Below are 23,531 nucleotides of genomic sequence, written 5' to 3'. Positions count from 1 at the left end.
ACCGGGCGCGGCGGCTTTGATCTAATGGGCGGAATTCACGGCCAGGAGCAGTGCAGCATGAGTTCGATGACGATTGGGCCGATCGCGGGGCCTGCTGCCGACCCATCCGAGCGCAGCGCGCTCCTGTTCTGGATGATCTTCACCGGGCTTTCGATCTTCGCCGTCGTGCTGCTGTGGCGGTTCGGCCTGATCCGTCTGATGCTGACCTCGGACCGGACCTACATTTCCAGCCTGATCGCACTGCTCTATGTGCTCACCTGCGGTCACTGCTTCCTGCGCACGCGGGCCATCGCCCGTGAGGGCGCGGCGGCCCGGCGCTGCCGCGCGGTGCTCGCGGCGCCCGAGGGCGGGAGGGCGCTCGACGCCGGCGCGGCTGCGCTGCCGCGCGGGCTGGTGCGTGATCACATCGAGAGCCTCGTGACCAAGGCCGCGGCGCAGGACTACCGCCCGGTCGACCAGACCCTATTGCTGCGGACGCTTGCCGACCGGCTGCGCGGCTCCAACGGCTTCGGGGCCTTCGTCTCGGATACGCTGATGAAGCTCGGTCTGCTCGGCACCATCGTCGGTTTCATCATCATGCTGGCGCCAATCGCCGGGCTGGATGCCGCCGACAAGGTCGCGATGCGGTCCTCGATGGGGCTGATGAGCGACGGCATGGCGGTCGCGATGTACACGACGCTGGCGGGCCTGGTCGGTTCGATCCTGGTCCGCATCCAGTACTACATGCTGGATGCCGCGACCCAGCGGGTGTTCTCGGATGCCGTGGTGCTGACCGAGACTTATGTGACGCCGGTGCTGGAGCGCAAGGGTTTCGGAATCACGGGTTCTGGAATCAAGGGCGCTGGAATCGCGACATGATGGATGATTTCGGTCTCTATCCGCGCGAGGAGCCGTTCGATCCCTTGGGCGTGATGCTGTTCAAGGCACTCCAGGTGATCGCTTTCCTGTTCTTCCTCGCGCTGCTCGCGGTCTCACCGGACGCCAAGGACGGCAAGATCGATTCCAAGGCCGAGTTCATGATCACGCTGGACTGGCCCGACAGCCATCCCGACGATCTCGACCTGTTCGTGCAGGATCCCGTGGGCAACATCGCCTGGTATCGCCACCGCGAGGCCGGTTTCCTCACGCTCGACCGCGACGACCGCGGCGGAGCCAACGACTTCATCGTGGTCAACGGCAAGAAGATTGCCTCGCCGATCCGCGAGGAGATCGTCACGGTGCGGGGCATCGTTCCCGGCGAATACACCGTCAATGTCTCACATTTCGTGGCCACGACCGGCGAACCCGTCACAGCCAATGTGAAGGTGCAGAAGCTCAATCCCACGGCGCAAGTGGTCTTCGACAACAAGTTCACGGTCGATCACACCGGCGACGAGAAGACCGCGGTGCGGTTCCGGCTCGATGCCGAGGGCAAGGTCGTCAATGTGGATCAGCGGCCGAAATCGCTGCTGGAGACGTTTCGCAGCGGCTGGCGCAACGGCGCCGATCTCGACCCGAGCACTGGCGTGAGCAAGAACGCTGTGAGGGTGCGCCGTGACTAGCCTGCAGACGGTCATCCTCACGCTATCGATAGCTTACGCCGTCATCGGCGCGCTGCTGCTGGTCGTGTTGGTCTATGCGCGGCTGCACTGGTCGATCAAGGCCGTTGCGGTGGTCGTGACCAGCGCCTTCTATGTCGTCAGCTTCACGGAAATGCGCGGGCTGCTCGGCTGGGCCAGCGCCGACCGGCTGCCGGCCTCCTTCAAGCTGCTGAAGGCCCGCATCGTCGAGCCGCATTCGCTGGAAGGCGATCCCGGCTCGATCTATCTCTGGGTCGAGCAGCTCGACGAGGACAATCGCCCGAGCGGCATACCGCGCGCCTTTCGTGTGCCCTACAATGACAGGCTGGCCGACAAGACCCATGCGGCGGAGAACGAGATCGCGCTGGGACATCCGCAAGGCGGCCGGGCTGCCGATTTCGGCGGCGGCGATGGCAGCCTCATCGACATGGTCAGGGAATATGTGACGCCCAAGACCATCCTGGAGACGAGCGGAGGCGATTCCTCGACCGGCGAATTCCTGGCGCCACCGGCCGGCGCGCAGGGCGCCGTGTTCACCCCGATTCCGCCGCCCCGGATGCCGCCGAAGGACGAGCAATAGGCTCTTCACCATCGCGACAGGGCAGCGCTGGCAAACCGCGCGCCGCTGGCGCATGTTCTTGACCTCCCTCAATTTGGCCTTATCGGCTCCCAATAAGGTTCGAGGGTGGAGGGTGCGTGCTTCTCGCTGTCTTCTCGGATATCCACGGCAACCGGCAGGCGTTCGAGGCGTGCCTGAAAGTCGCGCGGGCGCGTGGCGCCGAGCGGTTCATCCTGCTTGGCGACTTCGTGGGCTATGGCGCCGATCCGGAATGGGTAGTGGATACCGCGATGGAGCTGGTCGCCCAGGGCGCCGTCGCTGTGCGCGGCAACCATGACCAGGCGGTGAATTCCTCGGCCGAGACCATGAATGCCGAGGCGCAAATCGCGATCGAATGGACCCGCGGCCGGCTCGACACCGCGCAGCGGCGGTTCCTGGCGGAATTGCCGATGCTGGTGGAGGACAGCGATCGTCTGTTCGTGCATTCGGAAGCCTCCAGCCCCCTGAGCTGGCACTATGTCCGATCGACGGCGGACGCCGCCAAAAGCCTGATCGCGACGCCCGCTCATGTCACGTTCTGCGGCCACATCCACCGCCCGGCGATCTATTCGATGTCGGTGACGGCGAAGATGTCGGGACTCGTGCCCAAGACCGACGTCTCCGTACCGCTGCTGCGCGGGCGGCAATGGCTAGCGGTGCTCGGCTCGGTCGGCCAGCCCCGCGATGGCGATCCATCCGCGGCTTTCGTGCTGTTCGATACGGTCACCTGCCTGATCACCTATTGCCGCGCGCCCTACGATGTCGAGACGGCCGCGAACCGGATCCGTGAGAACGGCCTGCCGCACTGGCTCGCCGACCGATTGTCGCAGGGGCGCTAGAGGCGATGCCGAAACCCCTCGTCAAATCAGGCGCAGAGATCGACGGCTACACCATTGGCGAATGCGTCCATGCCGGCGGCATGGCGACGCTGTGGACGGTCACCCATCCCGGCATCGAGGTGCCGCTGCTGATGAAGATTCCGCGGGTGTCGGAGGGCGAGGATCCAGCGGCGATCGTCTCCTTCGAAATGGAAATGATGATCCTGCCGCGGCTGGCCGGGCCGCACGTGCCCTCAAGCTTCGGCACCGGCGATTTTGCCCACCAAGCCTATGTCGTAATCGAGCGCATCACCGGGACAACGCTCTACAAGCGGCTGCCCGACCTGCCGCTGCCGTATGACGAGGCGCGGCAACTCGTCGCCAGGATCACGACGGGGCTGGCGGATTTGCACCGGCAGAACGTGATCCATCACGACATCAAGCCGAGCAGCATCATGTTCCGCGAGAGCGGCGAGGCGGTGCTGATCGACTATGGCCTGTCGCATCACAACCATCTGCCGGACCTGTTGCAGGAGGAATTTCGCCTGCCTTACGGCACCGCGCCCTATATGGCGCCTGAACGGCTGTCAGGGGTGCGCGACGATCCGCGCAGCGATTTGTTCTCGCTTGGCGTGCTGCTCTATTTCTTCACGACCGGCGAGCGGCCGTTCGGCGAGGGCGAGACGCTGCGTGCGATGCGGCGCCGGTTGTGGCGCGATCCGCACCCGCCGCGCAGCTTGCGCGCCGACTATCCGCCCTGGCTCCAGGAGGTGGTGCTGCGGTGCCTCGAGATCGAGCCGGTGCGGCGCTATCCGACGGCGTCGCAGCTCGCCTTCGATCTGACCCATCCGGACCAGATCAGGCTCACGATGCGCTCGGAGCGAATGAAGCGCGATCCGCTCAGCGTCGCCTGGCGCCGCCGGTTCAACCAGGGTGTCATGGCGCCCCGCGCGAAATCGGATGTCGCAGCCCAGCTCGCATCAAGCCCGATCGTTGCGGTCGCGCTCGATACGGCGGAAGGCGAGCCGGAGCTGAACGAGGCTCTGCGCATGACGACGGAACGCATTCTCGCCACGCTGCCGTCGGCGCGGCTCGCATGTCTCAACGTGCTGAAGCTCAACCGCATCGCGATTGACAGGACGCTGGATGAGCAGGGCTCCAACAAGCATATCGACCGGTTGGTGGCGCTCAGGCACTGGGCCACGCCGCTCAAGCTGGATGAGAGCCGGCTGTCGGCTCATGTGCTGGAAGCCGTCGATCCGGCGGCAGCTATCCTGGAGTTTTGCGAGGTCAACCACGTCGACCACGTCATCATCGGCGCGCGGCAGGGCTCGTTCAGGCGCACGCTGCTCGGCAGCGTCTCGGCCAAGGTGGCCTCGGAAGCGGCCTGCACCGTTACCGTGGTACGGCCGCCGCGAATGGCTGCGGATGCGGACGAAGAGGCCGGATAGGGCGGCGCTCTGGATCCTGGAGGTTCAGGCCGCGTGAGCGGTGTGGACGGAGCGCTTGCGGCGGATCGGCCAGGAGAATTGCGGGCCGGGCGCGCCGTGATCCGCGTTACCGCCGAAGAACTGGATGATCTCGCGGCAGGGCTCGCAGTTGAACAGGTTACGCGACGCGGACGCCTTGGTCATTTCTTTCAGGCAGTTCGGGCAATGCGGCTTCATGAGCTTGGTCCAGAAAAGAATTCAATGCCGGCGCGGTGACCGGAGCGGATGATCCAGGTCCATGTCGGGCCCGGTGTCGTCGCGCATCTCGCCTTCGGTGCGTTCGAGCCGACCGAAGAAAAAATCGAGGTCAGGATGCGGGCGCCGCGGGATGCGGCACCGGCGCTTCGGCTGACGCTTTACGAGCGCGATCTGCATGGGGTCAGGCCCGATACCAGTCGCGGCGGGCGATGCGGGCCGAGCGTACCGAGACCTTCACCGGTCCGGCTGATGGACCAAACACAACAAACGCACAAAAACCAAGCCACAACGCCACGCCAGTCCAAACCAGGGTCGTCGTCATGATGTGCTCCCGCGAAACAGGCAAGAATCACTAGCGGTGATTTGCGCGAATCAGGGAAGCCCGGAGGAGTACGGATCAAGGTTGCAAATTTAGGCATTGCGCGCCGCAACACCCGTAGAAGCCGCACGTCTGCGGAGCCGAGCGGGCCCTCAGATCGCCTCGCCACGCGCGCCCGCGGCGGCGTTGCGGATCGCCGCGATGTTGGTCTTGTAGGCGTCCTGCGTGCCGCCCCTGAACACGGACGTGCCGGCGACGAAGGCGTTGGCGCCGGCTGCGGCCAGGGGACCTGCGACGTCGGGGCCGACGCCGCCGTCGACTTCGATGTCGATCGGACGGCCCGCCGTCATCGCGCGGATGTCGCGGATCTTGCCGATCGCGGAGGGGATGAAGGCTTGGCCGCCGAAGCCGGGATTGACCGACATCACCAGCACGAGGTCGACCAGGTCCAGAACGTATTCGAGCGCGCTGATCGGCGTGCCCGGATTGAGCGAAACGCCGGCCTTCTTGCCGAGAGCGCGGATCGCCTGAAGCGAGCGGTGCAGATGGGGACCGGCCTCGGCATGCACGGTGATGTGGTCGCAGCCGGCTTTCGCAAAGGCCTCCAGGTAGGGGTCGCAGGGCGAGATCATCAGATGCGCGTCGAAGATCTTCTTGGTGTGCGGGCGCATCGCCTTGATGACGTCGGGGCCATACGAGATGTTGGGAACGAAGTGCCCGTCCATGACGTCGAGATGGATCCAGTCGGCTCCGGCAGCGTCCACGGCGCGCACCTCCTCGCCGAGCCTGGAGAAGTCCGAGGCCAGGATCGAGGGCGCGATTGCCAGGGGGCGGGGAGCGATGGCTTGGGTCATGGCGGTTTCCCGTGGCGGCCGTGAAAGATGGACTCGCCTAACATGGGCCTCTCAGCCGGGCAATGCAGGGGCGGCGTGCTTCCTGTGGGCGGAAATTTCTGCCGCGACCGGCATGAATTGCCGGTGTTCCCGGCCGTGCAAAGCGCGGTGAAAGCGGATTTCATTGAGCTTTTTGCGCTGGCACGGCGCTTGCTGACTTCACCTGAACAGAACATTGGCCGCGGCATGCCGCATCGGTTGGAGTTGTGCAATGTTGTTCGCTCTTGGGGCCGTATCGAGCGCGCTCGACGCGATCCAGTCGCTGACGAATTCGAAATCGTCCTCTTCGACGCAGAAGACGGGGTCCTCGCAAAAGCCTGCGACCAATCCGTTCGCGGTCGACAGCGGCAGCAACAGCACGACCGGCGCGACCTCGTCGGTCAATGCGGGCAAAACCCCGCAGATCTCGCCGGAGACGATGAACGCGCTGTTCGCCGCGCAGAGCCAATCCTCGGACACTACGAGCAGCGCAGCGAGCTCGACCTCGTCCAGTTCGACATCCTCGTCCTCGACGCGCCGCGACGCCGCCCTGAAGGACCTGTTCTCGCAGATCGATGGCGCCGGCGACGGCAAGATCACCAAGTCGGAATTCGAGAATGCGCTCGGCGCCGGCGGCACCAACCTCGCGCAGGCCGACGACGTTTTCTCGAAGCTGGATTCGAATACCGACGGCAGCGTCAGCCTCGATGAGATGTCGAAGGCACTGAAGAGCGGCCATCGCGGCCACCATCACGCGCAAGGTGCGGGCGATGCGTCCGGCGGCGGTTCGGATTCCTCCTCGCCGTCCAGCGGCGGCTCGACTTCGACTTCGACGACCGGCGCCGACGGCTCGACCACCACCACCGTCACCTACGCCGACGGCTTCAAGATGTCGACGACGGTCCCGGGCGCCTCCAGCCCCCGTAATTCGGCGTACGATCTGTTCGCGCAGTTGATGCAGCGGCAGGGCGGGCAGGGACAAGGCGCCTCAGCGGCTGTCGGTTCATCGATGTCGATGAGCGTGTAACCTTGCTCACGGCTAGCCTGCATATTCGTGAGTGATGTCACGGTAGACATAACGGTCGCGGATTTCGCGGTTGAAGAATGTACCCTTTGAGCGCGCATTCCTGAACGCCGCGGCGACCTCGGGCGGAACGTCCTCGTAGACATAGAGGCGTCCGCTCACGAAAGTCACTTTCAGCTCGCGAGTCTCGGGCGCATAACGGAAAAACCGGATCACGGAAGACGGCATGGCGGTGCACCTTGGCCCGTCAGGGTAACGCCGTGTCAGCCGTTTCGTTTCTAGCCGAACCGATCCTTCCACGCCGGCAGCGCGCCGGCAAACGGCAGGGCCGTCGCATTGTAGACGCCGCGAGCGATCGCGCGTGCGACCACGTTGGCGGCGACGGTTCCCAGTTCGGTGAGGCCGACCAGCGGCTCGATCGGCTTCTCGCCCGTTGCGGCGGCGAACAGCACGTCGCCATCGGTTGGGGCATGCACAGGATAAATCGCACGGGCGAACCCGGTATGCGCGATCATCGCAAGCCGCTTGGCCTGGGCCTTGGTCAGCATGGCATCGGTAACGACGAGGCCGATCGTGGTGTTCTCACGTGCGCTCGCGGCGGGTCCGCCCTTGATGCGCATCGCCAGCATGTCCGGCGTGAACGCGGACGGCAGGCCGCGCCCGCCGAACTCGCCGTTCTCCTCGAACGGTGCAGCCCAGAACCAAGGCCCCTCGCCAACCGTTGTGCTGCCGACCGCGTTGACGACGATGATCGCAGCGACCTTGATGCCATTGGCCAGGACCGCGGAGGCCGATCCCAGTCCGCCCTTGAAGGTTGCGGTGGTGGCTCCGAGGCCGGCCCCGACGCTGCCCAGCGCGAAATCGTCGCTGGCGGCCAACGCTGCGGCGTAGCCGAGATCGCGATAGGGCGCGAAGCGTCCCCAGCTCTTGTCGCCACCGTTGAGCAGGTCGAAAACGATCGCGCCGGGGACGATCGGAATCACAGCCTCGCGAATCCGCAAGCCGCGGCCTTGTTCGGCGAGCCAGGCCTGGATGCCGCCGCCGGCGTCGATTCCAAAGGCTGAGCCGCCGGACAGCGCAATGGCGTCAACGCGATCGACGGTGCTGGCGAGGTCGAGCAACGCGTCTTCGCGCGTGCCGGGTCCGCCGCCGCGAACATCGATGGCCGTAACAGCGGGGGCGTCGAAGATGATCGCGGTCGTGCCAGTGGCAATTTTCGCATCCTCGGCATGGCCGACGCGGACGCCGGCGATATCGGTGAGAAGGTTTTTCAAGGCGGCTCCGCAGGGCTGAAGGGCGTCCGCTTCAGCGATATCGCAGGGATGCCGCAGGCTCAACCCGCGAGCGCGGTCCTCAGCATCTTGGCGAGCTCGGACTTGCGGTAGGGCTTTGCCAGCAGCAGCACGCCGGAATCGAGCCGTCCGTGATGGACGATGGCGTTCTCGGTGTAGCCCGAGGTGAACAGCGTCTTCAAGTCGGGGCGGCGGCGAGCCGCCTCGTCGGCGAGCTGGCGTCCGTTCATGTTGCCCGGCATTATGACGTCCGTGAACAGCAGGTCGATGTTCTTGTCGGCGTCGATAATGACGAGGGCCTCGGCCGCGTTGCCGGCTTCGAGGGTGACATAGCCGAGGCTCTTGATCTGGGTCACGACATATTGGCGCACCAGCGCGTCGTCCTCGACGATCAGGATCTTTTCGTGGCCGCCGGTGACGGGCGCGTTCTGGAGCGCCTCGAACTCGGTCTCCTGCACGCCGCTCGAGCGCGGCAGGTAGATCTTCACGCTCGTGCCGTGGCCTTCCTCGCTGTAGATCTTGATGTGTCCGCCGGACTGCTTGACGAAGCCGAACACCATGCTGAGCCCGAGGCCGGTGCCCTTGCCGACCTCCTTGGTGGTGAAGAAGGGATCGAACACCCGGTCCATCAACTCCGGCGGGATTCCGGAGCCGGTGTCGCTGACGGCGATCATGACGTAATTGCCAGCCACCACGTCGGGGTTCATGCTGGCATAGCCGTCGTCAAGAAAGATGTTGCGGGTCTCCAGCACCAGCGTGCCGCCGTTGGGCATGGCATCTCGCGCGTTCAGCGCGAGATTGAGGATCGCGGTGGAAAGCTGGCCCGGGTCGATCAGTGCCGGCCACGCATCCTCGGTGAGTTGCGGCATGATGGTGATCTGCTCGCCGAGCGTGGGATGCAGGAGCTTTGCGGCCTCGAGCGTCAATGCGTTGACGTCGATTTCGCGCGGTTGGAGCGGCTGCTTGCGGGCGAAGGCGAGCAGATGCTTGGTCAGTTGCGCGCCGCGTTCGGCGGCGTCATCGATCAGCTTGGTGATGGCAGCGAGCTCGGGACGGTCAGCGACCGCGTCCGCCAGGATGCCGATCGTGCCGGTGATGACGGTCAGCACATTGTTGAAGTCGTGCGCGACACCGCCGGTCAATTGACCGATGGAGTCCATCTTCTGGACGTGCCTGAACTGCGCCTCGGCGGCCTGCTTCTCGGTGAGGTCGCGACCGATGAAGAAATGGCGCTTGACCGGATCGGACCAGGTGCCCATCCAGTTCAGCGTGACCTCGTGACCATCGTAGTGGTAGTAGCGCGCCTCGAAGCTGCGCTTGACCGCGCCACGCCGCGCCGCGCGCATCTCGTCGCGCGTCTTCTGGAGGTCATCGGGATGAATGAACTCGGTGGCGCTGTGCCCGATCATGTCCTCCGGACTCAAGCCCAGAATGGTCTTCACGCTGGGGCTGACCTGGATGAAATTGCCAAAACCGTCGGTGACCAGGATCAGGTCCTGCGAGGTCTCGAAGATCCGCTGCCGCTCCTCGACCTCGCGGCGCAGTTTTTCTCTTGCCTGCTTCTCTTCCGTGATGTCGTGGGCGATCTTGGAAGCGCCGATGATCTGTCCGTTGGCTGATTTGAGCGGAGAAACATTGAGAACGACGTCGAGCGGCCGACCGTCCTTTCGGATCCGGACCGTTTCATGCTGGGCGATCGTTTCATTGCCGCCGACCCTGTTCAGGATACCCCTGACCTCGGCCTTGCGGTCCTCCGGCACGATGATGTCGATCGGCTGGCCGATGGCCTCCGCGGCGGCATAGCCGAACAGATGTTCGGCGGCCTTGTTCCAGCCCGTGATGACACCGTCGAGGGTCTTCGTAATGATGGCATCATTGGCGGATTCGACGACGGCCCCGTACAGCGCAAGGCGCTTGCCATAATAGTCGCGATCCAATGCTGACTGCTGGCGCAACCTGCCGACGAGCCCCAGCGTGTGCGCCTGGAGGCGGACATTTTCGATCAAAAGCACTGCGAGCACGAAGGTCGCCGCGCAGAGGCCGTAGACGCGGCCGGCGTAGAAGCCGAGATCGAAGCGCGCGACGTTGACGATCGCCGACAGCGCGATGTCGAACAGCCACGCGCACATCACCACCATGAGCCAGACGTCGATGACCGAATGCGGACGGCGGAACCACAGCGAGACCAGCGCGGCAAAGCTCAAGGACCAGACAAAGGCCACCACGCCGATCATGATCTGCGTGTAACGGCCGTCGCGCAGCAGGACCGGAAGCAGGTCGTGCTGGGCAGTGACGATCCAGGTCAAGACGACCATGACCGCGGCGACGCCGACCACGCTGGCGTAGATCGCCTTGCTTGCCGAGCCCGCGATCCGGGCGCCGCCGTCGGCCTCCTTCAGCCAGGCATAGGCCAGCACGCAGAGCGGGAAGCCACCGTGCCAGATCATGTAGAGCCAGACCGTGGTCTGCTGGTTGGCTCCCAGCAGCCCGGTCGGCGAAAAAAGTCCGGGGAAGGTGAGGGCATGGACCACGGCCGCGGCAGCGGTGAACAGATAGCCCGTCGCCAGCACGAGCAGCGCGCGGGTCCTGAGCACCGCAAACTGCGACAACAGCAGGACCGCGGTGACGATGTCCGCGACGACGAGCGCGGATTGATAGCTCGCGACGAAGGCTGGCACGGGCAGCAGCGGGATACCTGCGAAGGGCACGGCCATTGCGAACAGGATCGACGAGACGCCCACGATCGCCAATGCTGCGGTGCGGTCTTTCGGGGTGGCCGGCAACGTCGAAAGGAATGTGCTCCGATCGGTCGGCGCGGACACGTGAAGCTCTCGCAGATCGGTCTTGAGCATCTTCGCCAATCTCATTTGGCCCAATCAATTTTGGTCCATGGTAGCGGGTTCTGGGCACGCATCATGACAAAACCCACCGCGACTCAACCGAAGGTTACAGTTTACTTAATTTTATGGGGAACGCGCACGGGGGATCGGGTAAGATGCGCTTTACTGGACGGTGCCATAATGCTCTCCCGCTGCTACGGGTTCCAGGTTTGAATCAGGCATTTTGAATCAGGATCCGGGAGTTGTTCCCTATGCCCCGCGTTCTCATCATCGACGACCAGAAGGACGTCCGTGCGATGGTCGCGATCGTGCTGCGCGTCAACCGTTACGACGTCGTTGAGGCCGATAGCGGCGCAGCCGGGGTGAAAGCCTTCACCGAGACCTGCTTCGACGCGGCAATCGTCGACATTTTCCTTGGCGATACCAGCGGCGTCGAGGTCATCACGACGCTGCGCGAGCTTGCACCGAGTCTCCCGGTCGTTGCGGTGTCGGGGATGATGGCACTGGACTTCATGGAACAATCGCCCCACCTCGCCAACGTGGTCTGCCTGCAAAAGCCGTTTCGGCCGAACGATCTTCTTCAGGCACTAAGGAACGCCCAAGCTGCGGCGGACGGCGCGCTGCCTGCAGCCGTCTGATTCTGACGCAGGAAGAAACGCCCCGGGGCAAGCCGGGGCGCTATGATGATTGAATGAGGCGTTCAGGCCCCCGGCAAGCGTGCTTAGGTGCCGTTGCCGCTGATCGCGGCGTAGCCGCCCTTGGCGTCCCATTTGTAGACGACGTAGTCGAGCTGCTTGATGTCGCCCTTGGCGTCATACTCGATCGGCCCGATCACGGTGTCCCACTTGCCGGCCTTGATGGCCGCCATGACCTTCTTGGCATCGGTGGTGCCGGCCTTCTTGGCCGCCTGCGACCAGACCTGCATCGCCGCGTAGGTGTAGAGCGTGTAGCCCTCGGGGTCGATGTTCTTGGCCTTGAAGGCCTCGACGATCTTCTTCGCGGTCGGCTTATTGCGCGGATCGGGGCCGAAGGTGAACAGCGTGCCTTCGCCGGCAGGGCCGGTGATGGAGGCATATTCCTTATCGGCGAGCGCGTCGCCGGCCATCAGCACGGTCTTGAGGCCCTGGTCGCGCATCTGGCGCAGGATCAGGCCGCTCTCCTGATGGTAGCCCCCGACATAGACGAGATCGATGTTGTCGCGCTTCAGCCGCGAGACGATCGCGTTGAAGTCCTTGTCGCCCTTGTTGTAGGACTCGTACATCTTCTCGGTGACGCCGGCCTTGTTGAGCGCCTTCTTGGTCTCGTCCGCAAGACCCTTGCCGTAGGTGGTCTTGTCGTTGAGGATGGCGATATTCTTGCCCTTGTAGTTCTTGGCGATGTACTGGGCGGCGACCAGACCCTGCTGGTCGTCACGGCCGCAGACGCGCGCCACGTTCCACAGTCCGCTATCGGTGAACTTCGGATTGGTGGAGGCGGGAGTAATCTGGAGCACGTTGCCGTCGGCATAGGCTTCCGACGCGGGGATCGACGACGACGAGCAATAATGCCCGGCCACGAAGGGGATCTTCGCGCCGGCGATCTTCTCGGCGATCGAGCGCGCCTGCTTCGGGTCGCAGGCGTCGTCCTCGACGGACAGCGCCAGCTTCTTGCCGTTGAGGCCGCCGGCGGCGTTGATGTCGGCTACGGCCATCTCGGCGCCGTTCTTCATCTGGCGGCCGAAAGCGGACTCGCCGCCGGTCATCGGACCTGCGACTGCGACGGTGACATCCTGCGCGAATGCCGCGCTCGACAGCGCGATCGACGCGCCGAATGCCAGACCGATGAGCTTCAGTGATTTCATGAGATACCTCGAGGGTGGTCGCCTGTGGGAGTTACCGGGCATGCCCGGTTCAAACCGGCGCTATTCTTGAATGAATTCGAGGAGAAGTCACCGGCAAAATACGGGCATGGGCAGAGATATCTCGCCACATTCGGCAGCGCGGGTTCGACCTGGGAGGCCTTAACCGTGCCGGCCGCCTTCCAGGTAGGCGGCGCGAATCTCGGGGCGCTGCAACAACTCGGCGCCGGTCCCGGCCAGCGTGATCAGGCCATTGACCATGACATAGCCGCGATGGGCGAGCTTGAGCGCATGGTTGGCGTTCTGCTCGACAATCAGCACGGTCAGGCCGTCCTGGCGGTTCAGGGTGCGGATCGCATCGAAAATCTGGCGCGCGATCAGCGGCGCCAGACCGAGCGAGGGCTCGTCGAGCAGGAGCAGGCGAGGACGGCTCATCAAGGCGCGGCCGATGGCCAGCATCTGCTGCTCGCCGCCGGACAGGGTTCCGCCACGCTGGGCGTAGCGTTCCTTCAGCCGCGGAAACAGCGTGAACACGCGTTGTAGCGTCGCCTCGCGTTCGGCGTCAGTGCACTCGGTGGCGTCCGCCCCCATCTGGAGATTTTCCGCCACGCTCATGCGCGGGAAGATGCGGCGGCCTTCCGGCGATTGCGCGATGCGCAAATGCGCAATCTCGTGGGTGGGCACTTCGGTGATGTCACGGCCTTCGTACAGGATCTGGCCGGCGCGGGCGCGCGGCTTGCCGAAGATCGTCATCATCAGCGTCGACTTGCCGGCACCGTTGGCGCCGATCAGCGCCACGATCTCGCCGGCAGTGATCTCGAGGTCGACGCCCTTCAGCGCCTCGATCTTGCCGTAGGCGGCGCGAAGGCCGCGGATCGCGAGCAAGGCAGTGGGCGACGTCACGACCCGCCCTCCATCACGGCCGCCGCCTCTTCCTCATCGGTGCCGAGATAGGCGGCGATCACCTTTGGGTCGTCGCGAACCTCGCGCGGGGAGCCTTCCGAGATCTTCACACCGTGGTCCATCACAACGATGTGGTCGGAGATCTCCATCACCACAGACATGTCGTGCTCGATCAGCAGGATCGAGGTGCCGAGCTCGTTGCGGATCGACAGCAGCAGCTCGCTCAGGGCGGCACTCTCGCGCGCGTTGAGGCCGGCTGCGGGTTCGTCCAGGCACAAGAGCGCGGGCTCGGTGCACATCGCACGTGCGATCTCGAGCCGTCGCTGGTCGCCATAGGCAAAATTACCGGCGGCATCGTCGGCGCGATCGAGCAAATTGACCCGCTTGAGCCAATCGGTGGCGAGATCGATCGCGCGCTTCTCGGCCTCGCGGTAGACAGGCGCGCCAATGAGCCCGAGCAAGGTGAAGCCGGAGGCGCGCATCAGCGCGTTGTGCTGCGCCACCATCAGGTTTTCCAGCGCGGTCATGCCGGGGAACAGGCGGATGTTCTGGAAGGTGCGGGCGACCTTGGCCTGCTTGGCGATGCGGAAATCGTTCAGCCGCTCCAGCGCGATCACCTTGCCGTCGTCATGGCTGAGGCGGATGGCGCCGCCGCTCGGCTTGTAGAACCCGGTGATGCAGTTGAACACCGTCGTCTTACCGGCGCCGTTGGGTCCGATCAGCGCGGTGATCTTGTTCCGCTCGGCAGCAAACGACAGGTCCTGCACCGCGACGATGCCGCCGAAGCGCATGGTGAGCCGGTCGACCTCGAGAATCTGGTCGCGGCTCATCCGTGTCCCTCCTTGACGAGGTCGGATGAGATCGCGTGGGCCTTGGTCAGATACACGGTCGGCGCGCGATGGCCGATCAGGCCGCGCGGCCGCCAGATCATGATCAGCACCATGGCCATGCCGAACACCAGCATGCGATAGCTCTCGAGGCTGCGGAACAGCTCGAAACCGCCGATCATGGCGAGCGCGGAGAGCGCAACCCCAAGCTGCGAGCCCATGCCGCCGAGCACGACGATGGCGAGCACCAGCGCCGATTCCTGGAAGGTGAAGGATTCCGGGCTGATGAAGCCCTGGCGAGTCGCGAAGAACGCGCCGGCAAAGCCGCCGAACATCGCACCGGTCGCGAATGCCGTGAGCTTGGTCGTCGTGGTGTTGATACCGAGCGCGCGGCAGGCGACTTCATCCTCGCGCAAAGCTTCCCAGGCGCGGCCGATCGGCAGGCGGCGCAGCCGGATCGTCACCCAGTTGGTGAGCAGCGCGAGCGCCAGGATCAGGTAGAACAGGAAGACGATGCGGTGGGTCGGCGAATATTCGATGCCGAGCCTGGCGGCGAGCCCGTTGTCGCTGTTGTCGAGCGGGATGCCGAAGAAGGAGGGGCGGGGAATGCTGGAGACGCCGTTGGGGCCGCCGGTCAGATCCTGCCAATTGATGATGACGAGGCGGATGATCTCGCCGAAGGCGAGCGTCACGATGGCGAGGTAGTCGCCGCGCAGGCGCAGCACGGGAAAGCCGAGCAGCACGCCCCAGAATGCGGCGAGGACGCCGGCGAGCGGCAGGCAGATCCAGAATGACCAGCCGAAATTGGTCGCAAGCAGCGCGTAGGAATAGGCGCCCACCGCATAGAAGGCGACGTAGCCGAGATCGAGCAGGCCGGCGAGGCCAACCACGACATTCAATCCCCAACCCAGCATGACATAGGTGAGCACGAGGATTGCGAGGTCGAGGATGTACCGCTGGTCATAGAAGATCACGGGCACCAGCAGCGTGAAGATCAGGAGCGCCGGTGCGAGATAGCGGCCGAGGAACGACATTCCGCTCTGCACCGCGGGCGGCACCAGCTTCTCAGCGCCGGTCGGACCGATCCATTGCTTGAGCAGCTCGAGCACGATCGAGCCGCCGAATACCGCGGCGACGAGGGAGGCGACCTCGCCGAAGCGCGTCCAATAGGTGAGCTGGCCGTCGGAACCGGCTTCGGTGCGGACGCCGACCATCAGCGAGAACAGCACCAGCGCGATCAGTGCGTTGACGCAGGCGGTCTTCAGGAGAGCGGGGATGCCCGATGCAGCTTTGGCCGTATTGCTCGAAGGAGTTTTCACGCGCGCGACCGTCAGACTTTTTCGACTTCGGGGCGGCCGAGCAGGCCGGTCGGCATGAAGATCAGCACGACGATCAGGATCGAGAACGCGGCGACGTCCTTGTACTCGACCGAGAAATAGGCCGACCAGAACGTCTCGATCAGCCCGATCGCGAGCCCCCCGAGCATGGCGCCGGGCAGCGAGCCGATGCCGCCGAGTACGGCCGCGGTAAACGCCTTGATGCCGGCGACGAAGCCCATGAAGAAATCGACCAGGCCGTAATAGAGCAGGTACATCAGGCCGGCCACCGCGGCGAGCGCAGCGCCGATCACGAAGGTCATGGAGATGGTGCGGTCGACGTTGACGCCCAGCAGCGCCGCCATGGTCTGGTCCTGCTCGCAGGCGCGCATGTCGCGCCCGAGCCGGGTGCGCGACACCAGCCAGGTGAAGATCGCCAGCAGCACGATGGTGGTGATGACCACCACGATCTGGATGTTGGAGAGCTGGATGACGAATCCATCGGCGCTCTCGTGCAGCGTATATCCGCCGGTGATCACTGGCGGCACTGGCTTCACCCGTGCGCCTTGCGCCACCTGCGAATAGTTGGTCAGCACGAACGACATGCCGATCGCCGACAGCATCGGCGCCAGGCGGAAGGAGTGGCGCAGCGGACGGTAGGCGATGCGCTCGATGGTCCAGCCATACAGGGCGGTGACCGCCATCGAGACCAGGATCACGATCAAAAGGATCACCGGGACCGCAGTCAGGCCGGTCGAGACCAGGAGAAGGAAGGTGATCAGCGCGATGAAGCCGCCGATCATGAAGACATCGCCATGGGCGAAGTTGATCATGCCGACGATGCCGTAGACCATCGTGTAGCCGATCGCGATCAGCCCGTAGATCGAGCCGAGCACGAGGCCGTTGATGAGCTGCTGGGCGAAATAATCCATAGGCTGCCGTACCCAAATCTGACGCGGCTCAAAGGGAGCTCTTCGAGAGAGAGTGCTGGTTTCTTCTCGGGCCCCGGCAGCCCTTAAGCATTCTCGTTTTGTAACAGGAGGGAACTGGCGGCTGCAACCGGCCCTGCCTCCGCATCAAGGCTTTTACAGAGATCATTTGGGGCGCTCCGGTTCCCCGCAATGGCCGGAACCGGCGCCGCCGGCGCCTAATTGGATGCCTGGCGGGAGGCAGTTAAGGTAAACAAAGGGTTTAAATTGCCGCCACAGTCTGATGCGAGTTAGCTCCCGGCAAAGCCTTCCATCGAAGGCGCGGGCCAAACGAAGCGGGAAGCGGCATGTTCGGAAACTGGCGGATCGGTTCGGTCAACGGCGCACTTCTGGCGGCCTATTTCATCCCGGCCTGGACCCTCGTTGCCTTCAACATCATGGTGGCGCCGGTGCACGGCCTCTATGAGCGGCCGAGCGTCGCAGTGGCGCTTTTCCTCAGCGACCATCTCCAGATGGCGGGGATGGACACGGTGCGCGCCGCCTGGCTGCTGGCACTGGGGCGACTGACGGTGGTGGCGTTCTTTGCGATCTACCTTGCGCTGCTCTGCATCCCCCGCATCCGCAAGAACGGCGGCAGCGACGAAGCGCTCGGCATTGCGCTTGCGATCGGCAGCCTGATCTCGTTTGCGAGCATGATCATGGCCTCGAAGGTCGGCGAGATGGCCGCGCTGCGGCTGCACGCCACCGAGCTCCTGCTCCTGCTCGGTGCCGCCATCGTGGTGGTGATCGAACGGCCCGCGGCGGCGCCCAAGATCGTTCAGAGGACCGTCGAGGCCACCCCGCCGCTAGGTCTTGAGCAGGCCGAGCTCCTGCACAATCGCTGAGGCTTCCTTGACGGCGTGGTTCGCCGCCGGCACGCCGCAATAAATCGCCTGCTGCAGCAGGATTTCCTTGATGTCGTCGGGCGTGAATCCGCCCTCGGCGAGGGCTGCGCGCACATGCAGGCGGAATTCGTCCCATTGGCCGAGCGCAACCATGGTGCCGATCACCAGCACCCGCCGCGTGCGCTCGTCGAAATGCGGCCGCGTCCAGATCTCGCCCCAGGCGTAGCGCGTGATCATGTCCTGGAAATCGGTGTTGAATGCATTGCGACCCGCGATCGACTTGTCGACCCAGGCATTGCCCAGCACTTTTCGGCGCACGTTCATGCCGGCATCGCGGCGTTTCTGGTCGTCCATGCTGTTCTCCTCCTTCGTCATTGCCAGTCTGTCACCGCGGAGGGATTGCAATCCAGAATCCGTGCCGCGGAAATAGCTGGATTGCTTCGCTGCGCTCGCAATGACGGTTGCGACTAACGTTGCGTCAAGAAGCCCACCACTGCGTCGGTGAACGCGTGCGGCTGCTCGACATTGGAAATATGGGCGGCGTCGATGATGGTCATGCTTGCGCCGGGAATGTTTGAGCGGATCAATTCACCCGCCGAAATCGGCGTCGCCATGTCGTGGCGGCCGGCGATCACCAGCGTCGGGCTTTTGATCTTCGGCAGCAGCGCGCGCTGGTCGAGCGTCGACAGCGCTTCGCAGCAGGCGAGATAGCCTTCGACCGGCGAGGCCAGCAGCATCGTCTTCATCCTGGCGCTGATGTCGGGTGCGCGCTCGCGGAAATCCTGGGTGAGCCAGCCGGCAATAACGGCATCGGCGACGGCGGCGATGCCGCCCTTCTTCACGGCATCGATGCGCTCGAGCCATTTGGTCGGCTCGGCATAGTAGCAGGAGGTGTTGGCGAGGATGAGCTTGCCGAAGCGCTCCGGCGCGTTCGCGCCCAGCCATTGCCCGACCATGCCGCCCATCGACAGGCCGCACCAGTGCACTTTCTCGATATTGAGGTCGTCGAGGATCGCGAGCACGTCGCGGCCGAAGCGCTCCATCGTATAGGGGCCGGGCGGAACGTTGGACTTGCCGTGGCCGCGGCGGTCGTAGCGGATGACGCGGAATATCTGCGTCAGCGCCTTCATCTGCGGCTCCCACATCTGCAGCGTGCAGCCGAGCGAGTTCGACAGCATCAGCGTCGGCCCGCCGTCGCGGCCCTCGACGGAGACGTTGATCAGGCAACCGTCGGCATCGATCATGGGCATGCTGGCGTCTCCGTTTTATGTCCGCTCAAGGCTGCTCTATTCGCGTTCGAGGCTGTCGAGCAGGCGGTCGATCAGGGCTTGGGAAGCGCCTTGATAGGCCATCGGCTCGAACAACGCCGCAATTTTTTCCTGCGAAAGATACGCAGTGACCTGCGAATCGGCTGCGAGCACCTCGCGCAGATGCTTCTTCTCGGCGACCGCGCGCTTGCTCGCGGCCTCGATCAGATGATGCGCATCGCTCTTGCCGATCTTGTCGGCCAGCGCAAAGGTGACCGCTTCCGCCATGATCAGCCCGTGCGTCGCATCGAGATTGCTGCGCATGCGCGCGGCATCGACATCGAGACCCTCGGCGATGTCGACGATGGCGGCAAGCGCGCCGGAGGTGACCAGCATTAATTGCGGCAGCGTCGGCCATTCCGCGTGCCAGGGACCGGCGCTGCGTTCGTGGTCCTGCACCTGTGCGGCAAAAATCGTCGCTGCGAGCTGAGGCGCCATGGTCGCGCAGCCCAGCGCACTTGCGGCCGCGACCGGGTTGCGCTTGTGCGGCATGGTCGAGGAGCCGCCGCGGCCTTCGCCGGCAGGCTCGAACGCTTCGCCGACATCGGTCTGCATCAGCAGCGAGACGTCGCGCGCGATCTTGCCGCAGCTGCCGGCGAGAATCGCAAAGCTTGATGCGGCTTCCGCGATGCGGTCGCGATGGGTGTGCCAGGGCGCTTCGGGCAGCAGCAGGTTCAGCTCCCGCGCCAGCCGTTCGGAGACCACGAGCCCCTTGTCGCCGAGTGCTGCAAGCGTGCCGGCCGCGCCGCCGAATTGCAGTGCGAGGCCCTCGCGGGAGAGCCGCCTCAAGCGGCAGCGGGCGCGGGCGAGGCTTGCGGCGTATTCGGCAGCCTTCAGGCCGAACGGCATCGGCAGCGCGTGCTGGAGCCAGGTCCGCGCCACCATCGCCGTGTTGCGATGAGTGCGCGCCAGTGCGGCAAAGCCCTTGATGGCGCGGCTGAGATCGGCGTCCAACGCATCGATGCCGGCGCGAAGCGTGAGCATGGTCGCGGTGTCGATGACGTCCTGGCTGGTCGCGCCCCAATGCACGTAGCGGGCGGCCTCTGCGTCGGCCCTGCCGACATTGGCGGTCAGCGTCTTGACCAGGGGGATCGCGAGATTGCCGGATCGCGTCGCGGCCTCGGCCAGCGCAGCCATGTCAAAGGTATCGGCCTTGCATGCGGCTTCGATCGGGCCCACCGCGGACGCGGGAATCACACCGGTGGCGGCCTCGGCTCGGGCCAGGGCTGCCTCGAAATCGAGCATGTTCTGGAGGGTCGACCGGTCGTCGCAGACCGCGCGCATGGCCACGCTCGACAGCATCGGCGCGAGCAGGGGGGAGAGGGATGTGCTCATATTATGCGGGACCTAACCACCATGGCCCGCCTGTGCCAATCCCAAACCGGCGGCGCAAGCTTTTTGCAGTTGCGAATATGCATTGCCCGTGACCGGAGGCCACCCTTTCTTTTGCCGCCTCCGTGCGGTACTTGAGCAGCATTAAAGTTGCACGATCCAAGTTCGGTATCCGGGGAGGCACCCAATGGCCATGACGATGAACGGCGAAGTCCAGCTTGCGGCGCCGCGCGAGGCCGTGTGGGCCAAGCTCAACGATGCCGAGGTGCTGAAGGCCTGCATCCCCGGCTGCGAGGAGCTGGAGAAGACCGACGATGGCGGCTTTCGTGCGACGGCGAAAATGAAGGTCGGTCCGGTGTCGGCGCGCTTCAAGGGCAAGGTCACGCTGTCCGATCTTGACCCGCCGAACGGCTACAAGATCTCCGGCGAAGGCGAGGGAGGGGTGGCCGGCTTCGCCAAGGGTGGCGCCGTGGTCAAGCTTGCGGAGAAGGACGGCGGCACCCTTTTGTCTTACGAGGTCGAGGCACAGATCGGCGGCAAGTTGGCGCAGCTCGGGCAGCGCCTGATCAACGGCGCCGCCAAGAAACTGGCCGACGAATTTTTCGCGAACTTCGCCAAGGCGGTACAGGGCTGAACGCTATCGCCTTTCGGCATGGCGCCTTGCATTCCCGGTGATGTTGCCCCGGGGCATAATGGCCCATATGATGGGTTGGAATAATTATAAGAACCGCTTCGACGGGACCCGTCGGGGCGCTGATAGAGAGTGCTTATGGCAAAAATCTCCCTCATCGTGAACGGCAATCCTGTTACGGCCAATGTCGATCCCCGCACCCTGCTGGTGCAGTTCCTGCGCGAGAATCTGCGGCTCACCGGCACCCATGTCGGCTGCGACACCTCGCAGTGCGGCGCCTGCGTCGTGCATCTGGACGGCAAGGCCGTGAAGTCCTGTACCACGCTCGCCGTCATGGCCGATGGCCACGAGGTCAAGACGATCGAGGGGCTGGCCGCCGACGGCGCGCCGCTGCATCCGATGCAGGAGGCCTTCCGCGAACACCATGGCCTGCAGTGCGGCTTCTGCACGCCCGGCATGATCATGACCGCGATCGACATCGTCCATCGCAAGGGCAACGAGCTCGACGACCACACCATCCGCGAGGAGCTGGAAGGCAATCTCTGCCGGTGCACCGGCTACCAGAACATCGTCACCTCGATCTCCGCCGGCGCCAAGGCGATGGCGAAATCCGATCTCGCGTAAACCTCGCGCGCACTCTGCGATCAGGACATTCAGATGTACGACTTCAAATATCATCGCCCCGGGACCGTTCGGCAGGCCGCCAACATCCTGGTCAAGAACGAAGACGCCAAGGTGATCGCCGGCGGCCATACGCTGATTCCCGTCATGAAGCAGCGCCTCGCCAGCCCGCCGCATCTGGTCGACCTCTCCCATATCGATGGGCTCAACACGATCGAGATGAAGGGCCGCGCGCTTGTGATCGGCGCCACCGCCAGGCATGCCGAGGTCGCAAGCTCGGCCATCGTCGGCGAGGCGATCCCGGCGCTCGCGAATCTTGCCAGCCAGATCGGCGATCCCGCCGTGCGCCACAAGGGCACGATCGGCGGCTCACTCGCCAACAACGACCCGACGGCGGACTATCCGGCTGCAGTGCTCGCGCTCGGCGCCACCATCGTCACGAACAAGCGCCGCCTCAAGGCGGAGGAGTTTTTCCAGGGCCTGTTCACGACGGCGCTCGAAGCCGACGAGATCATCACCAAGGTGATGTTCCCGCTGCCGAAGAAGGCGGCCTATATCAAATTCCGCAACCAGGCCTCGCGTTACGCGCTGGTCGGCGTGTTCGTGGCGCGGCGTCCCTCCGACGTGCGGGTCGCGGTCACCGGCGCCGGCTCCGAAGGCGTATTCCGTGTCACCGCGTTCGAGGAAGCCCTGAAGAAGCGCTTCGCCGCGAAAGCGCTTGACGGCATCGAGGTGCCGGCGGACGGCCTCAACAGCGACATCCATGGCAGTGCCGAATACCGCGCGCACCTCATCGGTGTGCTGACGCGGCGTGCCCTCGACGCCGCCAACGCCAAGGAGTGAGTGATCCTCACGCCTCGGCCCAAACTTGTCCCCGGTGAGGGCGTAGCGAGACTGGCTTTTTCATGACCTCAGCGGCCAATACGTCCGGTGCCAATACTTCAGTTGTATTGCCGGCATCGGTCGATTCGATGCTCGAACTCCTGACGTCGCGCGGCTATCTCGCCGAGCGATCGCTGGCGACGGTGACCTATCTGTCGCTGCGCATGGGCCGGCCGCTGTTTCTCGAAGGTGAGGCCGGCGTCGGCAAGACCGAGATCGCAAAAGTGCTGTCGGCGGCCCTGGGGCGGAAGCTAATCCGCCTGCAGTGTTACGAAGGCCTCGACGTCTCCTCGGCGGTCTACGAGTGGAATAGCGCCGCGCAGATGATCGCGATCCGGATGGCCGAGGCCGCCGGAGATACCGATCGCGATCAATTGTCGTCCGACATTTTCGCCGATCGCTACATGATCAAGCGACCGCTGCTCCAGGCGCTCGAGCCTGACGTCGCCGGGCCGCCGGTGCTGCTGATCGACGAGCTCGACCGCGCCGACGAGGCGTTCGAGGCCTATCTGCTCGAAATCCTCAGCGACTTCCAGGTGACGATCCCCGAATTCGGCACCGTGAAGGCGCCGAGCCCGCCGATCGTCATCATCACCTCCAACCGCACCCGCGAGATCCACGACGCGCTGAAGCGGCGTTGTCTCTACCACTGGGTCGATTATCCCGACGCCGACCGCGAGCTCGCGATCGTCAAGTCGCGCGTGCCCGGCATCTCCGCAAAATTGTCGCAGCAGGTCGTGCGCTTCGTCCAGGCACTGCGCAATCAGGATTTCTACAAGTCGCCGGGCGTCGCCGAGACCATCGATTGGGCCACCGCGCTGTCGGAGCTCGACGCCCGCTCGCTGACCCCGCAAGTGGTCGGCGACACGCTGGGCGCGCTGCTCAAATACCAGGACGACATCACGCGGATGCAGGGCGACACCTTGCAGAAGGTACTGAAGGACGCGACGAGCGACTAACTTGTCATTCCGGGGCGCGCGAAGCGCGAACCCGAAATCCCATTGGGCCGCAGAGTGAGTAGATTGAATGGATTCCCGACTCGCGCCCATGAG

The 23,531-nt window shown here is 64.6% G+C and carries 27 protein-coding genes; 12 read left to right on the top strand and 15 right to left on the bottom strand.

The window, feature by feature from the left end:
- Positions 1-57: 57 nt before the first annotated feature.
- From IVB47_RS01335 to IVB47_RS01315, 5 genes are all read left to right on the top strand, one after another.
- On the top strand, positions 58-858 hold the full coding sequence (locus IVB47_RS01335; RefSeq protein WP_247459426.1) for a MotA/TolQ/ExbB proton channel family protein: 801 nt from the start codon (positions 58-60) through the stop codon (positions 856-858).
- Positions 855-1,541, top strand: coding sequence for a hypothetical protein (locus tag IVB47_RS01330; protein WP_027567694.1), 687 nt, complete (start codon positions 855-857; stop codon positions 1,539-1,541). The genes IVB47_RS01335 and IVB47_RS01330 overlap by 4 nt, the downstream gene beginning before the upstream one ends.
- Positions 1,534-2,139: a hypothetical protein gene (locus tag IVB47_RS01325; protein ID WP_027567695.1), complete on the top strand. Its 606-nt coding sequence runs from the start codon at positions 1,534-1,536 to the stop codon at positions 2,137-2,139. The genes IVB47_RS01330 and IVB47_RS01325 overlap by 8 nt, the downstream gene beginning before the upstream one ends.
- A gap of 116 nt (positions 2,140-2,255) precedes the next feature.
- Positions 2,256-2,996 (top strand): metallophosphoesterase family protein, encoded by a 741-nt coding sequence (locus IVB47_RS01320; protein WP_247400348.1) that lies wholly within the window; start codon positions 2,256-2,258, stop codon positions 2,994-2,996.
- A gap of 5 nt (positions 2,997-3,001) precedes the next feature.
- On the top strand, positions 3,002-4,426 hold the full coding sequence (locus IVB47_RS01315) for a bifunctional serine/threonine-protein kinase/universal stress protein (protein WP_247459425.1): 1,425 nt from the start codon (positions 3,002-3,004) through the stop codon (positions 4,424-4,426).
- 24 nt (positions 4,427-4,450) lie between these two features.
- Here the strand turns inward: IVB47_RS01315 and IVB47_RS01310 are convergent, their stop codons facing one another.
- The 4 genes from IVB47_RS01310 to rpe form a co-directional block, all read right to left on the bottom strand.
- On the bottom strand, positions 4,451-4,642 hold the full coding sequence (locus tag IVB47_RS01310) for a hypothetical protein (protein WP_247459424.1): 192 nt from the start codon (positions 4,640-4,642) through the stop codon (positions 4,451-4,453).
- Positions 4,643-4,663: 21 nt separating this feature from the next.
- Positions 4,664-4,840, bottom strand: a complete 177-nt coding sequence (locus tag IVB47_RS01305; RefSeq protein ID WP_197031140.1) for a hypothetical protein — start codon at positions 4,838-4,840, stop codon at positions 4,664-4,666.
- A 4-nt stretch (positions 4,841-4,844) separates the two neighbouring features.
- Positions 4,845-4,985, bottom strand: coding sequence for a hypothetical protein (locus IVB47_RS01300; RefSeq protein ID WP_162847284.1), 141 nt, complete (start codon positions 4,983-4,985; stop codon positions 4,845-4,847).
- A 149-nt stretch (positions 4,986-5,134) separates the two neighbouring features.
- Entirely contained in the window at positions 5,135-5,836 is a 702-nt protein-coding gene (gene rpe, locus IVB47_RS01295; RefSeq protein ID WP_247459423.1) for a ribulose-phosphate 3-epimerase, read from the bottom strand.
- Positions 5,837-6,086: 250 nt separating this feature from the next.
- Between rpe and IVB47_RS01290 the strand changes: the two genes are divergently transcribed.
- The gene (locus IVB47_RS01290) at positions 6,087-6,881 is read left to right on the top strand and encodes an EF-hand domain-containing protein (protein WP_247459422.1); all 795 of its coding nucleotides are present in this window, start codon (positions 6,087-6,089) and stop codon (positions 6,879-6,881) included.
- Between the two features lie 12 nt (positions 6,882-6,893).
- On the opposite strand, the gene IVB47_RS01285 is transcribed toward IVB47_RS01290, so the two are convergent.
- From IVB47_RS01285 to IVB47_RS01275, 3 genes are read right to left on the bottom strand one after another with little or no spacing between them, the layout of a single operon-like run.
- A complete protein-coding gene (locus IVB47_RS01285; protein ID WP_247459421.1) occupies positions 6,894-7,106 on the bottom strand; it encodes a KTSC domain-containing protein in 213 nt (70 codons plus the stop codon).
- 50 nt (positions 7,107-7,156) lie between these two features.
- Positions 7,157-8,152 carry a P1 family peptidase gene (locus IVB47_RS01280; RefSeq protein ID WP_247362384.1) on the bottom strand — a complete coding sequence of 332 codons (996 nt, stop codon included), beginning with the start codon at positions 8,150-8,152 and terminating at the stop codon, positions 7,157-7,159.
- 59 nt (positions 8,153-8,211) lie between these two features.
- On the bottom strand, positions 8,212-11,022 hold the full coding sequence (locus IVB47_RS01275; protein WP_247362382.1) for a PAS domain S-box protein: 2,811 nt from the start codon (positions 11,020-11,022) through the stop codon (positions 8,212-8,214).
- Positions 11,023-11,261: 239 nt separating this feature from the next.
- Between IVB47_RS01275 and IVB47_RS01270 the strand changes: the two genes are divergently transcribed.
- Entirely contained in the window at positions 11,262-11,648 is a 387-nt protein-coding gene (locus IVB47_RS01270) for a response regulator (RefSeq protein WP_027567703.1), read from the top strand.
- Between the two features lie 83 nt (positions 11,649-11,731).
- Here IVB47_RS01270 and IVB47_RS01265 read toward each other — a convergent pair whose 3' ends face one another.
- The 5 genes from IVB47_RS01265 to IVB47_RS01245 all read right to left on the bottom strand — a co-directional run bounded on the left by IVB47_RS01265 (position 11,732) and on the right by IVB47_RS01245 (position 16,825).
- Entirely contained in the window at positions 11,732-12,850 is a 1,119-nt protein-coding gene (locus IVB47_RS01265; RefSeq protein WP_007602405.1) for a branched-chain amino acid ABC transporter substrate-binding protein, read from the bottom strand.
- Between the two features lie 159 nt (positions 12,851-13,009).
- On the bottom strand, positions 13,010-13,750 hold the full coding sequence (locus IVB47_RS01260; RefSeq protein WP_027518807.1) for an ABC transporter ATP-binding protein: 741 nt from the start codon (positions 13,748-13,750) through the stop codon (positions 13,010-13,012).
- The gene (locus IVB47_RS01255; protein ID WP_247400338.1) at positions 13,747-14,580 is read right to left on the bottom strand and encodes an ATP-binding cassette domain-containing protein; all 834 of its coding nucleotides are present in this window, start codon (positions 14,578-14,580) and stop codon (positions 13,747-13,749) included. The genes IVB47_RS01260 and IVB47_RS01255 overlap by 4 nt, the downstream gene beginning before the upstream one ends.
- Complete coding sequence (gene livM, locus IVB47_RS01250; RefSeq protein WP_027567705.1) at positions 14,577-15,896, bottom strand: high-affinity branched-chain amino acid ABC transporter permease LivM; 1,320 nt, start codon at positions 15,894-15,896, stop codon at positions 14,577-14,579. Before livM ends, IVB47_RS01255 begins: the two co-directional genes overlap by 4 nt.
- Positions 15,897-15,907: 11 nt before the next feature.
- Positions 15,908-16,825 (bottom strand): branched-chain amino acid ABC transporter permease, encoded by a 918-nt coding sequence (locus IVB47_RS01245; protein WP_007602412.1) that lies wholly within the window; start codon positions 16,823-16,825, stop codon positions 15,908-15,910.
- A gap of 344 nt (positions 16,826-17,169) precedes the next feature.
- On the opposite strand from IVB47_RS01245, the gene IVB47_RS01240 reads away from it, so the two are divergent.
- Entirely contained in the window at positions 17,170-17,706 is a 537-nt protein-coding gene (locus IVB47_RS01240) for a hypothetical protein (RefSeq protein WP_027567706.1), read from the top strand.
- Here the strand turns inward: IVB47_RS01240 and IVB47_RS01235 are convergent.
- From IVB47_RS01235 to IVB47_RS01225, 3 genes are all read right to left on the bottom strand, one after another.
- Positions 17,668-18,060, bottom strand: a complete 393-nt coding sequence (locus IVB47_RS01235) for a carboxymuconolactone decarboxylase family protein (protein ID WP_027567707.1) — start codon at positions 18,058-18,060, stop codon at positions 17,668-17,670. The two genes, IVB47_RS01240 and IVB47_RS01235, sit on opposite strands and share 39 nt — an antisense overlap.
- A gap of 113 nt (positions 18,061-18,173) precedes the next feature.
- On the bottom strand, positions 18,174-18,956 hold the full coding sequence (gene pcaD / locus IVB47_RS01230) for a 3-oxoadipate enol-lactonase (RefSeq protein WP_027567708.1): 783 nt from the start codon (positions 18,954-18,956) through the stop codon (positions 18,174-18,176).
- A gap of 36 nt (positions 18,957-18,992) precedes the next feature.
- Positions 18,993-20,348, bottom strand: a complete 1,356-nt coding sequence (locus tag IVB47_RS01225; RefSeq protein ID WP_247459420.1) for a 3-carboxy-cis,cis-muconate cycloisomerase — start codon at positions 20,346-20,348, stop codon at positions 18,993-18,995.
- A gap of 184 nt (positions 20,349-20,532) precedes the next feature.
- On the opposite strand from IVB47_RS01225, the gene IVB47_RS01220 reads away from it, so the two are divergent.
- The 4 genes from IVB47_RS01220 (at position 20,533) to IVB47_RS01205 (ending at position 23,438) form a co-directional block, all read left to right on the top strand.
- Positions 20,533-20,979, top strand: a complete 447-nt coding sequence (locus IVB47_RS01220; RefSeq protein WP_018455582.1) for a carbon monoxide dehydrogenase subunit G — start codon at positions 20,533-20,535, stop codon at positions 20,977-20,979.
- A 135-nt stretch (positions 20,980-21,114) separates the two neighbouring features.
- Complete coding sequence (locus tag IVB47_RS01215; RefSeq protein WP_007602418.1) at positions 21,115-21,600, top strand: (2Fe-2S)-binding protein; 486 nt, start codon at positions 21,115-21,117, stop codon at positions 21,598-21,600.
- 33 nt (positions 21,601-21,633) lie between these two features.
- Positions 21,634-22,440 carry a xanthine dehydrogenase family protein subunit M gene (locus IVB47_RS01210; protein WP_027567711.1) on the top strand — a complete coding sequence of 269 codons (807 nt, stop codon included), beginning with the start codon at positions 21,634-21,636 and terminating at the stop codon, positions 22,438-22,440.
- Between the two features lie 62 nt (positions 22,441-22,502).
- A complete protein-coding gene (locus IVB47_RS01205; RefSeq protein ID WP_247287225.1) occupies positions 22,503-23,438 on the top strand; it encodes a MoxR family ATPase in 936 nt (311 codons plus the stop codon).
- Positions 23,439-23,531 lie beyond the last annotated feature (93 nt).

Source organism: Bradyrhizobium sp. 62 (assembly GCF_023073035.1).
Taxonomy (GTDB): domain Bacteria; phylum Pseudomonadota; class Alphaproteobacteria; order Rhizobiales; family Xanthobacteraceae; genus Bradyrhizobium.
Note: the sequence above shows the minus strand (reverse complement) of the source record. Positions and strands in the feature narration are given on the sequence as shown.

What these genes read in the sequence shown, in the direction of transcription:
- IVB47_RS01305 (WP_197031140.1), bottom strand. Translation starts at nt 4,840, where the DNA reads ATGCAGATCGCGCTCGTAAAGCGTCAGCCGAAGCGCCGGTGCCGCATC.
- IVB47_RS01240 (WP_027567706.1), top strand. Translation starts at nt 17,170, where the DNA reads ATGTTCGGAAACTGGCGGATCGGTTCGGTCAACGGCGCACTTCTGGCG.
- IVB47_RS01205 (WP_247287225.1), top strand. Translation starts at nt 22,503, where the DNA reads ATGACCTCAGCGGCCAATACGTCCGGTGCCAATACTTCAGTTGTATTG.
- IVB47_RS01255 (WP_247400338.1), bottom strand. Translation starts at nt 14,580, where the DNA reads ATGAGCCGCGACCAGATTCTCGAGGTCGACCGGCTCACCATGCGCTTC.
- IVB47_RS01270 (WP_027567703.1), top strand. Translation starts at nt 11,262, where the DNA reads ATGCCCCGCGTTCTCATCATCGACGACCAGAAGGACGTCCGTGCGATG.
- IVB47_RS01215 (WP_007602418.1), top strand. Translation starts at nt 21,115, where the DNA reads ATGGCAAAAATCTCCCTCATCGTGAACGGCAATCCTGTTACGGCCAAT.
- IVB47_RS01300 (WP_162847284.1), bottom strand. Translation starts at nt 4,985, where the DNA reads ATGACGACGACCCTGGTTTGGACTGGCGTGGCGTTGTGGCTTGGTTTT.
- IVB47_RS01235 (WP_027567707.1), bottom strand. Translation starts at nt 18,060, where the DNA reads ATGGACGACCAGAAACGCCGCGATGCCGGCATGAACGTGCGCCGAAAA.
- IVB47_RS01275 (WP_247362382.1), bottom strand. Translation starts at nt 11,022, where the DNA reads ATGCTCAAGACCGATCTGCGAGAGCTTCACGTGTCCGCGCCGACCGAT.
- IVB47_RS01330 (WP_027567694.1), top strand. Translation starts at nt 855, where the DNA reads ATGATGGATGATTTCGGTCTCTATCCGCGCGAGGAGCCGTTCGATCCC.
- IVB47_RS01225 (WP_247459420.1), bottom strand. Translation starts at nt 20,348, where the DNA reads ATGAGCACATCCCTCTCCCCCCTGCTCGCGCCGATGCTGTCGAGCGTG.
- IVB47_RS01285 (WP_247459421.1), bottom strand. Translation starts at nt 7,106, where the DNA reads ATGCCGTCTTCCGTGATCCGGTTTTTCCGTTATGCGCCCGAGACTCGC.
- rpe (WP_247459423.1), bottom strand. Translation starts at nt 5,836, where the DNA reads ATGACCCAAGCCATCGCTCCCCGCCCCCTGGCAATCGCGCCCTCGATC.
- IVB47_RS01245 (WP_007602412.1), bottom strand. Translation starts at nt 16,825, where the DNA reads ATGGATTATTTCGCCCAGCAGCTCATCAACGGCCTCGTGCTCGGCTCG.
- IVB47_RS01210 (WP_027567711.1), top strand. Translation starts at nt 21,634, where the DNA reads ATGTACGACTTCAAATATCATCGCCCCGGGACCGTTCGGCAGGCCGCC.
- IVB47_RS01220 (WP_018455582.1), top strand. Translation starts at nt 20,533, where the DNA reads ATGGCCATGACGATGAACGGCGAAGTCCAGCTTGCGGCGCCGCGCGAG.
- IVB47_RS01265 (WP_007602405.1), bottom strand. Translation starts at nt 12,850, where the DNA reads ATGAAATCACTGAAGCTCATCGGTCTGGCATTCGGCGCGTCGATCGCG.
- IVB47_RS01315 (WP_247459425.1), top strand. Translation starts at nt 3,002, where the DNA reads ATGCCGAAACCCCTCGTCAAATCAGGCGCAGAGATCGACGGCTACACC.
- pcaD (WP_027567708.1), bottom strand. Translation starts at nt 18,956, where the DNA reads ATGCCCATGATCGATGCCGACGGTTGCCTGATCAACGTCTCCGTCGAG.
- IVB47_RS01335 (WP_247459426.1), top strand. Translation starts at nt 58, where the DNA reads ATGAGTTCGATGACGATTGGGCCGATCGCGGGGCCTGCTGCCGACCCA.
- IVB47_RS01310 (WP_247459424.1), bottom strand. Translation starts at nt 4,642, where the DNA reads ATGAAGCCGCATTGCCCGAACTGCCTGAAAGAAATGACCAAGGCGTCC.
- IVB47_RS01290 (WP_247459422.1), top strand. Translation starts at nt 6,087, where the DNA reads ATGTTGTTCGCTCTTGGGGCCGTATCGAGCGCGCTCGACGCGATCCAG.